Annotated in this window: 8 protein-coding genes and 1 pseudogene; 5 read left to right on the plus strand and 4 right to left on the minus strand. The window is 68.8% G+C overall.

Translation table 11 applies throughout. The features are described 5' to 3' along the window. Positions 1-9: 9 nt before the first annotated feature. The 3 genes from AC1RWI_RS06155 to AC1RWI_RS06165 all read left to right on the plus strand — a co-directional run bounded on the left by AC1RWI_RS06155 (position 10) and on the right by AC1RWI_RS06165 (position 3,160). Positions 10-1,587, plus strand: coding sequence for a fatty acid--CoA ligase (locus tag AC1RWI_RS06155; protein ID WP_492865249.1), 1,578 nt, complete (start codon positions 10-12; stop codon positions 1,585-1,587). A gap of 436 nt (positions 1,588-2,023) precedes the next feature. After that, the gene (locus AC1RWI_RS06160) at positions 2,024-2,734 is read left to right on the plus strand and encodes a helix-turn-helix transcriptional regulator (protein ID WP_492865214.1); all 711 of its coding nucleotides are present in this window, start codon (positions 2,024-2,026) and stop codon (positions 2,732-2,734) included. 27 nt (positions 2,735-2,761) lie between these two features. Beyond that, on the plus strand, positions 2,762-3,160 hold the full coding sequence (locus AC1RWI_RS06165) for a DUF7696 family protein (RefSeq protein WP_492865216.1): 399 nt from the start codon (positions 2,762-2,764) through the stop codon (positions 3,158-3,160). Positions 3,161-3,166: 6 nt separating this feature from the next. On the opposite strand, the gene AC1RWI_RS06170 is transcribed toward AC1RWI_RS06165, so the two are convergent. Both AC1RWI_RS06170 and AC1RWI_RS06175 read right to left on the minus strand, forming a co-directional pair. Further along, positions 3,167-4,402: an acyl-CoA dehydrogenase family protein gene (locus AC1RWI_RS06170; protein ID WP_492865219.1), complete on the minus strand. Its 1,236-nt coding sequence runs from the start codon at positions 4,400-4,402 to the stop codon at positions 3,167-3,169. A gap of 47 nt (positions 4,403-4,449) precedes the next feature. Beyond that, entirely contained in the window at positions 4,450-5,595 is a 1,146-nt protein-coding gene (locus tag AC1RWI_RS06175) for an acyl-CoA dehydrogenase family protein (RefSeq protein WP_492865221.1), read from the minus strand. 292 nt (positions 5,596-5,887) lie between these two features. Between AC1RWI_RS06175 and AC1RWI_RS06180 the strand changes: the two genes are divergently transcribed. Both AC1RWI_RS06180 and AC1RWI_RS06185 read left to right on the plus strand, forming a co-directional pair. Continuing rightward, positions 5,888-7,432 (plus strand): AMP-binding protein, encoded by a 1,545-nt coding sequence (locus tag AC1RWI_RS06180; RefSeq protein ID WP_043357183.1) that lies wholly within the window; start codon positions 5,888-5,890, stop codon positions 7,430-7,432. A gap of 205 nt (positions 7,433-7,637) precedes the next feature. Continuing rightward, on the plus strand, positions 7,638-10,409 hold the full coding sequence (locus tag AC1RWI_RS06185; protein ID WP_492865223.1) for a winged helix-turn-helix domain-containing protein: 2,772 nt from the start codon (positions 7,638-7,640) through the stop codon (positions 10,407-10,409). Between the two features lie 193 nt (positions 10,410-10,602). On the opposite strand, the pseudogene AC1RWI_RS06190 reads toward AC1RWI_RS06185, so the two are convergent. After that, a pseudogene (locus tag AC1RWI_RS06190) lies at positions 10,603-12,167 on the minus strand (APC family permease). 102 nt (positions 12,168-12,269) lie between these two features. After that, positions 12,270-13,196, minus strand: coding sequence for a dihydrodipicolinate synthase family protein (locus AC1RWI_RS06195; protein ID WP_043357176.1), 927 nt, complete (start codon positions 13,194-13,196; stop codon positions 12,270-12,272). Positions 13,197-13,313: the final 117 nt, after the last annotated feature.

A 13,313-nucleotide genomic window follows, 5' to 3' on the forward strand; every position in this document is an offset into this window, starting at 1 on the left:
GAGACGCTGATGGATTTCAGTTACCTGACCACACTGCCGCATGCGCTGCGCCACTTCGCGCAGCGGCGGCCCGACGCGGTGGCCTATGCCTTCGAAGGCAGGCTGACCACGTATCTGGCGCTGGACCGCCAGAGCGATCGTGTCGCCCAGGCGCTGGCGGCAGCAGGGGTCGGGCCCGGCGAGCGCATCGGCTATATCGGCAAGAACTGCGATCACTACTTCGAGCTGCTGCTGGGGGCAGCCAAGATGGGCGCCGTGATGGCGCCCGCGAGCTGGCGCCTGGCGCCGCCGGAGGTGGGCTATATCGTTGGCCACTCCGATGCCGCGCTGCTGTTCGTGGGACCGGAATCGGCAGACCTGGTGCGCAAGCTGCTGCCCACGCTGCCGCTGGTGCGCGAGGTGATCGCCATGGAAGGCGGCCAGCCGGACTGGCCCGCCTACGTGGCCTGGCGCGACGCGCAGGCGCCCACGCCACCGGCGCACCAGCCCGCCGCGCACGACGTGGTGCTGCAGCTTTATACGTCGGGCACCACCGGCCGCCCCAAGGGCGCCATGCTGACCCACCGCAACCTGACCGCCGGCACCGAGGCCAGCGAGCGCGAAGATATCTCGTGGTCGCGCTGGACGGACGATGATGTCTCGCTGGTGGCCATGCCGGTGGCGCACATTGGTGGCTCGGGCTGGGGCTTGCGCAGCTTGCTCGCGGGGGCCAAGGGCGTGGTGGCGCGCGATTTCGATCCCGGCGCGGTGCTGGACTTCTTTGAGCGCGAGCGCGTCAGCAAGCTGTTCCTGGTGCCCGCGGCGATGCAGTTCGTGCTGCGCGATCCGCGCGCACGAAGCATCGATTACTCCCGCCTGAAGACCTTGCTCTACGGCGCGGCGCCGATTCCGGCCGCCTTGCTGCGCGAGGGCATCGAAGTCTTCGGTTGCGGGTTTGCGCAGCAGTACGGCATGACCGAGACCACCGGCACGGTGGTGGCGCTGCCGCCGGAAGATCACACCACCGACGACGTGCCGCGCATGCGGGCCGCCGGCAAGCCGCTGCCCGGCGTGGAAGTGGTGGTGGTGGACTGGGAAGGCCGGCGCCTGCCGCCGGGCGAAGTCGGCGAGCTGATGATCCGCTCGCCGCAGAACATGGCCGGCTACTGGAAGCAGCCCGACGAGACCGCGCGCACCATCGACGCTGACGGCTGGCTGCGTACCGGCGACGCCGGATTTCTCGATGCCGAGGGCTATGTCTACATCCACGACCGGGTCAAGGACATGATCATCAGCGGCGGCGAGAACGTATATCCCGCCGAGGTCGAGAGCGCGATCTATGGCCACCCGCAGGTGGCAGATGTGGCCGTGATCGGTGTGCCCGACGAAAAATGGGGCGAGGCGGTCAAGGCCATCGTCGTGCCCCGTCCCGGGCAGGCGCCGGATCGCGACAGCATTGTGGCGTGGGCGCGCGAGCGGCTGGCCGGCTACAAGATCCCCAAGAGCATCGAGTTTGCCGATGCGCTGCCGCGCAACCCGTCCGGAAAGCTGCTGCGCAGGAAGCTGCGCGAGCCGTATTGGGAGGGGTACAACCGGCGCGTCAACTGAGGCTGGCGCACAGGAACGTAAAACACTCGGTACGCTGCGCTCTCCCATTTCATGGGAGAGCGCAGCGAGTCAGTGATCATCAGGACACATTCTCCCTGAATGTCTCCGCCTGCCCCACGGAACACGTTACGTAACGCGTAACACGCAGCCGGCCCGCCGCTCGCGCATTCGCGCCTGGCAAGGGGCACCGCCAGGCCCCGCCTGCCTGGCACGCCCTCCCGCCAGCCGTTATGGCGCCTGCCTTCCCGGCCGGCGCCACCCCTGCCGCAATCCCCCTCGCATCCGCCGCGCACAACGCCTTGCCGCTGGCACACGGCTTGCGGTATTGCCTGTGACAACGTTGCCGCGAACACCAGCCAAGCCGGATGGGCACGTCGTTGCCAAAGGGGGAGCAGATGGAACCGGAACGCAGCAGCTCGCACGCAGGCACGCCGTCATGAATGCGCTCCTGCTTGAAGACAACCCGCTCTTGCGGCTCGGCCTGCTGCGCATGCTGGGTGGCGTCGAGGGCCTGGGCCACGTGATCTGCGTGGATCCGGCCGATCTCGCCATGCTGCAGGGGCAGATGAACGACATCGGGCTGGTGATCCTCGGCTTGCCGCCAGCGCAGGATCGCGCGCACGCATTGCTGGAGACCGCACGCACCGTGCTATCGGCGCAGTACCTGCTGCTGCTGGTCGATGGCACGCTACCGCCTGTGTTGCCGCCGGACCTGGCATGGGGAATCTGCAGGTGGCTGCCCAAGGCGTCATCGCTGGCGGCGATCGAGGCGGCGATCCGGCTGGTGCTGGCCGATGACGCGCGCTGGCGCCAGCCGGCCCCGCACCCCTCGGCGCCTTTGCAGGCACTGGCGACGCAAGGCGAGCGCATCGACCTGCTGCGCGAGGAGGCGCGCATGTTGAAGCTCACGCCGCGCCAGTACGAGGTGCTGGTCCTGCTGTCGCACGGCTATGCGCTCAAGACCGTGAGCCGCCTGCTCAATATCTCGGTGGCGACCGTGAAGAGCCATGTCGCGCTGCTGTACCAGCGCCTGCAGGTCAGCAACAAGAGCGAAGCCATCCATGCCGCGCGCCAGCGCGGCGCCAGGTTCCAGACGCTCGGCAGTCACGGCAGCAATGATCGTGGCGCGGCCCGCGTCTGGCCCTAACCCCAGTTTCCCGTTCAGGAGAGCACCATGCGCAATCACACCGTCAGGGACGCGGAAATCGCCGCCGCCATCGACGCCACCCTGCTGCGCCGCCGGCAGCAGTTTGACGGCCAGCCAGCCGCATGGCATGTGCTGTGCGAAGCGGCGCACGTCGCCACGCTGGGCGATCCGGCGCGCCGGGCCTTCATCGCGCGCGTGGCGGCCAGCCGTGGCGCCGACATTGCCCTGCGCCTGCTGCTCAAGGCGGAATCGATCCGGGCCACGGTGACCGCGGCGCTGGAAGCCGGCGAAGAGGTCGACGCCGGCCAGCCGGCCGTGCCCTTTGTCGAGTGCGCGGGCTGCGAGGATTGCAGGGATGTCGAAGGGCCGGCAGCCGGCATGGCCGCCTTGCAGGAACGCAGCCCGGCGGGCGGGCTGCTGCACTGACGTGGCTTACAGCCCAAGCACCAGCTTGGCGATGATGTTGCGCTGGATCTCGTTGGAGCCGGCGTAGATCGATGCCTTGCGGTAGTTGAAATAGCGCGGCGCCAGCGGCGCGGCATAGTCGGGGCCCACCTTTGGCCCCGTGGCGCGTCCCTGCAATTCGCCCCAGCCGTCCTGCACGAAGGGCAGCGCGTATGGGCCGGCGGCTTCGACCGCCAGCTCGCTGATGGCCTGGATGGTCTCAGTGCCCACCAGCTTGAGCATGCTGGAGGCGGCGCCGATCGAGGTGCCCGAGCTCACGTTGGAAAACAGCCGCAGCTCGCTCGCCTCCAGCGCGGCCGCGCGCATGTGCAGCTCGGCCAGCTTGCGGCGAAAACCCGGGTCGTCGAGCAAGCGAGCGCCATCTTCGCCGGGCTCTTTCTCCGCGATGCGCGCCACCTTGGCCAGTTGCTGGCGCAACATCGGGCCGTAGCTGCCGCCGCGCTCGAACTCAAGCAGGTACTTGGCGTAGGTCCAGCCCAGGCCCTCCTCGCCGATACGGTTTTCCACCGGCACGCGCACATCTTCAAAGAAGACCTGGTTGACTTCCTGCTGTCCCTCGATCGGGCCATCCAGCGTGGGCAGCGGCGCCACCGTGATGCCGGGCGTGCGCATGTCCACCAGCACGAAGGAGATGCCGTCCTGGCGGCGCGCGTCGCGGCTGGTGCGCACCAGGCAGAACATCCAGTCGGCCCACTGCGCGTGCGTGGTCCAGATCTTGGAGCCGTTGAGGATGTAGTGCTCGCCGCGCGCGTCGTTCCCGCGCTCGGCGCGCATCTGCAGCGAGGCCAGGTCGGAGCCGGAGTTGGGTTCCGAGTAGCCCTGGCACCACCAGATGTCGGAGCGCAGGATGGGCGGCAGGAAGCGCGCCTTTTGCGCCGGAGTGCCGTATTTCATGATCACCGGCGCCACCATCTTCAGGCCCATCGGCGACACCGTCGGGCAGCCGGCGGCAGCCGTCTCTGCCTGGAACAGGTAGCGCTGCGCCGGGGACCAGCCCGGGCCGCCATATTCCTCGGGCCAGTTGGGCGCGGCCCAGCCGCGCTCGAACAGCTTCTTCTGCCAGCGCACCTGGCCTTCCTTGTCGAGGTAGCCATTCTTGGTGCGTGCCATCAGGGCCTTGAGGCCGGGGTCGAAGGCTTCCTTGATCCAGGCACGGACCTCGTCGCGGAACTGCAGCTCTTGCGGGGAGAAATCGAGATTCATCGATGGGCCTCGGGATGTTCGTCAGTGCGGGGCAGGAATGCGCAGGCTCACGCGGCAACCGGGTACAGCAGGTCGGCGTAACGGCGCAGGTGGTGTTCGGCGGAGCCAAACTGCAGGTCGATCGCGGTGACGCGCTTGAAGTAGTGGCCAACCGCCAGCTCCTCCGTTACGCCCATGCCGCCATGGATCTGCACCGCGGCCTGGCCGACGAACCTGCCGGCCTGCCCGGCCTGCGCCTTGGCGGCGCTGGCTGCCAGCGCGCGCTGCGTGGGCTGCGCGCCAGCCTGCATGGCGGCGACTTGCGTCAGCGCCACGGTTTGCTCCAGTTGCACATACATGTCGGCCATGCGGTGCTGCAGCACTTGGAAGGTGGCAATCGGTACGCCAAACTGCTTGCGCTGGCGCGCGTAGTCGACCGTGTCGCCGAGCATGCGGCTCATGGCGCCGCCGGCTTCAGCGCACAGCGCTACCGCAGCCTCGTCGCTCAGGCGCTCGATCAGCGTCAGCGCCTCGCCCTCGGCGCCCAGCAAGCCACCATCCGGCACGAAGACGTTGTCCAGGCGTATGTCGGCGGCCCGGGAGCCATCCACGGTGGGGTATTCCTGCAGCGTCACGCCGGGCGCGTCGCGCGCGATCCAGAACAGGCTGATGCCGTCCCGGTCGCGCCGGCTGCCGCCGGTGCGCGCGCTGACCACCAGGTGCGTGGCCCACGGCGCGGCCACCACCACGGCCTTGTGGCCGTCAAGGCGCCAGCCGCCTTGCGCGCGGGCGGCGCTGGCCTGTACATCGTGCAGGCAGTAGCGGCTGCGCGGCTCGGCGTGCGCCCAGGCCACGGTGGCCTCGCCGCCGATGATGGCAGGCAGCCAGTTGGCGGCCAGCGTCTCGCTGCCATGCAGCAAGGCCCCGCCGCCGAGCACAACGGTAGACAGGTAGGGTTCGACCACCAGGTGGCGGCCGAACTGCTCCATCACGATCGTGTGTTCGACGGCATTGCCGCCGAGCCCGCCAAAGCGTTCCGGGAACGCGGCGCCCAGCAGCCCCAGCTCCTGCGCCAGGGCCTGCCAGCAGGACGCCCGCCAGCCAGCGGGCGAGCGGATTGCCGCCTGGCGGGCTTCGAAGCTGTAGTGGTCGGCCAGGTAGCGCGCGAGCGTGTCGCGCAACATCGATTGTTCTTCGCTGAATTGGAAATCCACGGTGGTTCCTTGGCGCGGTTGCTGGGGCACTTGCCATTATGTGAAGAGGCCGCCGGTTCGCATCGTCGGATGCGACGAATCGCCCCCGCGCGCGGCGCGCGGCACGGGCGGCCACAGCGGCGTTTGCGGCATTGCACCAAGGCGCGTTCGTCGCATCCGACGATGCCCGCCCGGGGTGCCTGTCCCGACAATGTGCCGCACGCAATGCCATCCCTGCCGGTTCCGCGATACCGAAGTTTCCAACGCACCCAGTCACCCAGTTCGGCCACACCCACTTCCAGGAGGGTCAGTCATGCACCCGCATGTTCATGCGCAGCGCACCCCGGACAAGCCGGCCATCATCATGGCCGGCGGCACCGTCGTCACTTACCGCGAGCTCGACGAGCGCTCCAACCAGGCGGCGCGGCTGTTCCGCGACCACGGGCTGCAGCCGGGCGACCGCGTGGCCTTCCTGCTGGAGAACCACCCGCGCCTGTTCGAGCTGTGCTGGGGCGCGCAACGCTCGGGGTTGATCTACGTGTGCATCAGCACGCGCCTGAACGTGGACGACGCCGCGCATATCGTGGCCGACAGCGGCGCCAGGATGCTGGTCACCTCGCATGCGCAGGCTGCCGTGGCGCAGGGCGTGGCGGCCAAGGTGCCAGGCCTGGTCGCGCGCCTGATGATGGATGGCGCGGTGCCGGGCTTTGCCGCCTACGAGACGGCGCTGGCCCGGTACCCCGGGTGGCGCATCGAGGACGAATGCGCGGGCACCGACATGCTGTACTCCTCCGGCACCACCGGCCGCCCCAAGGGTGTCTTCACGCCGCCGGCCAACCAGCAGATCGACGTGCCTGGCACCATGGTGCTGATGTGCCAGTCCCTCTACCAGTTCGGGACGGACACGCGCTACCTCTCGCCGGCTCCCCTCTACCACGCCGCGCCGCTGCGCTACAACATGGCGGTGCAGCAGCTCGGCGGCACCTCGGTGGTGATGGAGCATTTCGACGCGGAAGCATTCCTGCGCCTGCTGGCACTGCACCGCATCACGCATACCCAGGTCGTGCCGACCATGTTCTCGCGCATGCTCAAGCTGCCCGAGGATGTGCGCCTGCGCCACGACGTGTCCTCGCTGCGCTTTGCCGTGCATGCCGCCGCGCCCTGCCCGGTGGCCGTCAAGGAGCAGATGATCGACTGGTGGGGGCCGATCATCTGGGAGTACTACGCCGGCACGGAGGGCAACGGCTCCACCGCCGTGGGTTCGGCCGACTGGCTCACCCATAAAGGCACGGTGGGCCGTGCCTCCATTGGCCAGCTGCGCATCTGCGACGACAGCGGCGCGCTGCTGCCGCCGGGCGAGCCCGGCACCATCTACTTCGCCGAGGGGCGCAGCTTCGTCTACCACAACGATCCCGACAAGACCGCGCAGTCGCGCCACCCGGTGCACGCCGGCTGGACCACGCTGGGCGACGTCGGCTACGTGGACGAGGAGGGCTTTCTCTACCTGACCGACCGCAAGGCCAACATGATCATCTCGGGCGGGGTCAACATCTATCCGCAGGAGGCCGAGAACCTGCTGATGACCCATCCCGAGGTCATGGACGTGGCAGTGATCGGGGTGCCAAACGAGGACTTTGGCGAGGAGGTCAAGGCGGTGGTGCAGCCACTCGACATGGCGCGCGCCAGCCCGGCCCTGGCCGACGAGCTGCTGGCCTTCTGCCGCACCCATCTGTCGGCCATTAAGTGCCCTCGCTCGGTGGACTTTGCCGCCGAGCTGCCGCGCCTGCCCACCGGCAAGCTGCTCAAGCGGCTGCTGCGCGAACGCTACTGGGCGGGGCGGGAGAACAAGCTGGTATAGCTTGCCTGTGTGGCCGGCATGGGGGGCGGCAAGCGGTATTGGGGCTTGCATCGGGGCCGCGTCGCGTGCCGGGCGGGCGTTTACGCCATAATCAGCCGTTCGATCCCTGGCGCATGTGGCGCCAGCAGCCGGCAAGCATAAGCCGGCGCCGATCGCGTGGCATCCACAGCTCGTGGATGCCGCCGCCAACAGGAAGACACGGCGAATGGCAACAATCGAGGAGACCAGCGCGGGCCAACGGGGCGCCGCCCGCGCCGCCACGCTGGTGGCGAAGCTGCGCCCGCCCATGCTGACCCCGTTCCAGGTGGAGCGCCGCGCCATTTGCGACGCGGTGTGCGCTGCCGGCTTCGTCAAGCTGGTGCTGGTGCGCGCGCCGGCCGGGTTCGGCAAGACTACCGCCATGCTGCAATGCCGGGCGCGGCTGGACGCCGAAGGCGTGGCCACCGCCTGGCTCACGCTGGACCGCGCGGACAATGACGCCACGCGTTTTCTCGGCTCGCTCGAAGCCGCCTTCGCGCTGGTGCTGCGCAAGGGCGGCGCGCCGCTCGCCGCGGCCCAGCCTGCGCCGCAGTCGGCAGGCGAGCACGCGCTTGCGCTGATCGACCGCATGGCGGCCCACGACCGCCCCTTCACGCTGTTCCTGGATGACTTCGAGGCCTTGCAGAACCCCGCCGTGGCCGGCCTGGTCTGGCAGGTGGTGGAGCATTTGCCACCCGGCGCCCGCCTGGTGGTGGGCACGCGCTGGGTGCCGGAGTCGGGGCTGGCGCGACTGCGCGCGCGCGGCGAGCTGCTGGAGATCGAGCCGGCCCAGCTGCGCTTCACCGCCGACGAGACCGATTCCTTCCTGCGCCGCGCACGCGGCCTGGCGTTGCAGCCCGCGGCCATCTCCACGCTGCACCGGCGCACCGAGGGTTGGGCGACGGCGTTGTGGCTGGCGTCGGTGGCGCTGGAGCGGCGTGGCCAGCCGGACGCCTTCATCGCCGGCTTTTCCGGCTCGAACGCCGCGATTGCCGACTACCTGGTGGAGGACGTCTACCTGCACCTGCCCGATGCGGTGCGTGCATTCCTGTTGCGCACCTCCATCCTTGACCAGCTCAGCGGGCCGTTGTGCGATGCCGTGAGCGGCACCGCCGACAGCGAGGAGATCCTCGCCTGGCTGGAGCGTGCCAACCTGTTCCTGATGCCGCTGGATGGCGAGCGCCACGGCGGCGCGGAGCCGCCTGCTCAGACCCATCAGCCCAATGTGCGCTGGTACCGCTATCACAGCCTGTTCTCCAGCTTCCTGCGTGCGCAGCTGCAGCAGGCCATGCCGCACGAAGTGCCGGCCTTGCAGATGGCCGCCTCGCGCTGGTACGAGCAGCAGGGCCGGCCGGTGCCGGCCATCGAGCATGCGCTGGCGGCCGGCGCGGTGGACCACGCGCTGCCGCTGCTGGCGGGCAAGGTGGACGAGTTGCTGGCGCAGGGCCGCATGCGCCTGCTGACGCGCTGGCTGGACGCGGTGCCGGCCGACGCACTGGCCGCGTGGCCCAAGCTGCAGATCGCCCATGTGTGGGCGCTGTCGTTTACGCGCGGCCCGGCCGACGCCATTGCGCTGCTGCAGACCATCCCGCTGGCCGGCGCCGAGGGCGACCTGCTGGCGCATGTGCGCGCGCTGCGCCATATGCTGCTGAACATGATGGACCGCTTCGACGAGGCGCGTGCCTGCAGCCGCGACGATCCGCTGCCGCTGCCCATGGGCTATCCGTTCCCGGACTCCATCCTGGCCACCTCGATGGCGCGCATGGCCGCCGTTACCGGCGACTACCGCGAGGCGCGGCGCCTGCTGGGCGTGGCCCGGCAGGTCGTGCGCGGCTCCGACAGCAACTTCAACAAGATCTTCTCGGAATCGGTGGAGGGGCTGATCGACCTGCGCCAGGGCCGCCTGCAGCAGGCGCTGGCGCGGTTTCGCATTGCCGCCAGCACGATGCTGCCGAACCGCTACGGCCCTACCAACGGCAACGCCATGGCCGGCATCCTGCTGGCCGATGCGCTCTACGAGATCAACGAGCGCGAGCGCGCGGAGCGCCTGCTCACCGTGTACGTGCCGCTTGCGCGCGACCTCGGCCTGCCCGACCAGATCATCACCGGCCATACCGTACTGGCCCGCATTGCCTACGACCGCGGCGACGTGGACGGCGCGCACGAATGGCTGGCCGCCCTCGAGCACCTTGGCCATCATCGCGGCCTGCCACGGCTGGTGCTGGGCGCCATGCTCGAGCGTGCCCGCCTGGCGCTGCTGCAAGGCAATCAGCATGCCGCCGAGCAAGCGCTGCAGCACGCAGCCGACCCGGCGCTGTGGCGCGCGCGTCCCGGCCTGAGCGCGGTCAGCTCGTTCGCCAACGACCTGGAAGACGTGGTCATGGGGCGCCTGCGGCTGGCGCTGTTTACCGAGCCCTGCGTGCGCACGCGCGAGGCCATCGAGACGGAACTCGCCGCCACCGAGCGCGCGCAGCTGATGCGCAGGGCGCTCAAGCTGCGCATCCTGCTGGCGCTGGCTTGCCAGCGCAGCGGCGACGCGCCCCAGGCGTTGCAGGCGATGGGCGAAGCGCTGCGCTTCGGCGCGGCGGAAGGCTTCATCCGCATCTTCGCCGACGAGAGCACTGACGTGCGCCGGCTGGTGGCCGAGGCCTGCGTGCGCCAGGGCAGCGCGCTGCCCGCAGGGTATGTGGAGCGCCTGCTGCAAGCCTGCGGCGGCGCGCCGGAGCCAGTGGACCCGGCCGCGATGCAGGCGCGCCATGGGCTGCTGGAACCGCTCACGCCCAAGGAGCAGAAGGTGCTGCAACTGCTGGCCGAGGGCTTCTCCAATGTGGCGATGGCGGATCGGCTCTTTGTCTCGGAGACCACCGTGCGCACCCACCTGCGCAATATCAGCGCCAAGCTGCGGGCCAGCAATCGCACGCAGGCGGTTGCCATCGCGCGGCAACTGGGATTGCTGTAGCGGCCCTCAGGCGCATTCATTTCAAGGTGACGAAGATTCGGGGTTCCGCTTCGCACTGTGTGCCCAGAAAGCGCGCGGACTTCGCGCAGGCAGCGGCGCTCGGTGGCGCTGCTGCGCGCCTGCCTGTGGCGTGGTGGCGTGGTGGGGCGCCGGGATCGTTCATCGGGGCTCCGGGTCCAGATTGAGGCAATGGCTATTCGTCATCGTCACCGCCGAGATCCAGCAGCGCGGCAGGTATGCCGGTGCGGGCTCCCCAGCCATAGATGCCCAGCGCGATGAGCGCCACCAGGCCTGTGTCCCACGGATGGCTGATCGCGCCGATGCCGCCAAAAGTGCCAAGGTATGACGCCACGATGATCAGCAGGTAGAAGGCGATCAGCCACAGCGACGACTTCACCTGTTGCGCCAGGCTCAGGCGATGGGTGGGTACCGCGCGCCTGCATAGCAGGTAGACCACGAACATGGCGATCTGCAGTCCCAGCAGCCAGGACACCGTGCCCCAGCCGGACCAGTACACGATCAGCGCGGCGATGATGAACGAGAGCGGGCCGAGCACGGCTAGCCACCTGACCCGGAACGGCCGGTGCAGGCTGGGTGCGTTGCGGCGCAATGCGGCTACCGTGACGGGCGCGACCGCATAGCTCAGCACCAGTGCGGCCGACACCACGTTGATCATGGCCTCCCACGAGGGAAAGGGCAGGGTCCAGAACACCGACAGCGCGAAGGTCAGCCACAAGGCCGGCCGCGGAATCCCCGAGGCCGCATCGATTCGGGAGAACGACTTGAAGAAGGTGCCGCCGCGCGCCCAGCCATAGACCACGCGGGGCGTGGCGTTCTGCCGGTACCGCTGGGCGAGATCACCGCGTCGGAGACCACCAGGAACGCCAGCCAGCCCACGCCGAGCGCCAGCGCGATATCGCGGTAAGGCAGCGCGAACGCCTGGCCGACGCCGCGCCAGCCATCCGACAGCGTCTCGGTCGGCACGCCGCCGAGAAAGGCGATCTGCAGCAGCACGTAGATCAGGGTGGACAGCAAGACCGACAGGATCAGCGCGATGGGAATGGTGCGCTGTGGCGAGCGGACTTCGCTGGCCACCGAGATGATCGGCGTCAGCCCGAGGTACGCAAAGATGATGCCCCCGGCGGAGACCGCGGCCTGGATGCCGGACAGCCCGAACGGTGCGAAGCCATGCACCTGCAGGTTGGCGGGCTTGAAATGCGTGAACAGCACCACGATGACCAGCAGTGGCACCACGAACTTGAATACGCTGACGATGTTGTTGGCGCGCGCGAAGGTCTTGACGCTGTAGTAGTTGAGCACGAAGAACAGGCACAGCATCGCGAACTGCAGCGCCCAGCCGGGCAGGGTCGGATTGCTCGATCCCGGCTGGCTCAGGAAGGGGAACCAGGCCGCCGCATACTGGCGTGCGGCCACGACTTCGATGGCGATCAGGCTGGAGAAGGCGATCAGCGTGATCAGGCCCATCAGGTAGCCCATCAGCTCGCCATGGGAAAAGACCGGGTAGCGGATGATGCCGCCCGCGCGCGGCAGTGCCGCGCCCAGCTCGCAGTAGACGATGCCGAGCAGCAGCACGGCAAATCCGCCCAGCAGCCAGGAGATGATGCCGGCGGGTCCGGCGATGGCGGACACGTGGCTGGCGGCGAATAGCCATCCGGATCCGAAGATCGCGCCCAGGCCGATAAAGGTGAGATCGGTCAGCGAGAGCTGCCGCTTGAACTTGCCTTGCACTGGAGACATGGGGACTCCTTGGTCATCGGGGGATGGTCGTCCGGACGATGTGCCCGCCCGTGCGCGATGGCGAGCGGGTGGATGGCGGCCGCGCGGGCCGGCGGCGCGGTCTCAGGCCCGCAGGCCGACGTCCGGCAGCGCCGGGCGTGTGGCCATGGCCTGCGCGACCACCGTCATCACCTGTGCCAGTGCTTCGCCCTGCAGCGGCATGCGCGGCGGCCGCGTGACCGCGCTCCCACGCCCGGTGAGTTCCTCGCACAGCTTGATGCACTGGACCAGGTCCGGGCGCGCGTCCAGGTGCAGCAGCGGCATGAACCAGCGGTATAGCGCCAGCGCTTCGTCGAAGCGCCGTTGGCGGGCCAGGCGGAACAGCGTCTCGCCTTCCTTCGGGAAGGCGTTGGACATGCCCGAGATCCAGCCATCGGCCCCCACGGCAATGCTCTCCAGCACCACGTCGTCCAGCCCGGCGAACAGCACGAAGCGGTCGCCCACGGCGTTGCGCAGGTCGATGAAGCGGCGCGTATCGCCGGAGGAGTCCTTGAAGCAGACGATGTTCTCGCAATCGGCGAGCGAGACCAGGATGTCCGGCGTGATGTCGCTGCGGTAGACCGGCGGGTTGTTGTAGAGCATGACCGGCAGGTCCGTGGCGGTGGCGATGTCGCGGAAGTGCGCGGCGGCTTCGTGCGGCTTGGCGGAGTAGACCAGCGCCGGCATCACCATCACGCCGTCGACGCCGGCGCGCGCCGCTTCGGTCACCATGTCCCGGGCGAAGGCGGTGGTGAATTCGGCAATGCCCGCGATGACCGGGACGCGGCCCCTGGCGGCGTCTTTCGCCGCTTCGATGACGGCAAGTTTTTCCCTGGCGGACATCGATGTGTTCTCGCCCACCGTGCCGCACACCACCAGGCCGCAGACCCCGTCGGCGACCAGGTTGCACATCACCTTGTGGGTGGCTTCGATATCCAGCGAGTAATCGGCCTTGAATTGCGTGCTGACGGCGGGGAACACACCGCTCCAATGGATGGCGTTGCGGCTCATATCGTCTCCTTTCGTGTACGTGGGGCGTGCCGGCATGGCATCACCTGGCCACCAGCCTTCAGGTTCGCAGTTGCGCGCCGTCGGGGCTTGAGACTTTCCGTAAAGAAGGTGGACGAA

The organism is Cupriavidus sp. MPR-AND1C, assembly GCF_058809705.1.

Excerpts from the sequence above, each read along its gene's own strand:
- AC1RWI_RS06155 (WP_492865249.1), top strand. The coding sequence starts at position 10 with ATGGATTTCAGTTACCTGACCACACTGCCGCATGCGCTGCGCCACTTC.
- AC1RWI_RS06160 (WP_492865214.1), top strand. The coding sequence starts at position 2,024 with ATGAATGCGCTCCTGCTTGAAGACAACCCGCTCTTGCGGCTCGGCCTG.
- AC1RWI_RS06165 (WP_492865216.1), top strand. The coding sequence starts at position 2,762 with ATGCGCAATCACACCGTCAGGGACGCGGAAATCGCCGCCGCCATCGAC.
- AC1RWI_RS06170 (WP_492865219.1), bottom strand. The coding sequence starts at position 4,402 with ATGAATCTCGATTTCTCCCCGCAAGAGCTGCAGTTCCGCGACGAGGTC.
- AC1RWI_RS06180 (WP_043357183.1), top strand. The coding sequence starts at position 5,888 with ATGCACCCGCATGTTCATGCGCAGCGCACCCCGGACAAGCCGGCCATC.
- AC1RWI_RS06185 (WP_492865223.1), top strand. The coding sequence starts at position 7,638 with ATGGCAACAATCGAGGAGACCAGCGCGGGCCAACGGGGCGCCGCCCGC.
- AC1RWI_RS06195 (WP_043357176.1), bottom strand. The coding sequence starts at position 13,196 with ATGAGCCGCAACGCCATCCATTGGAGCGGTGTGTTCCCCGCCGTCAGC.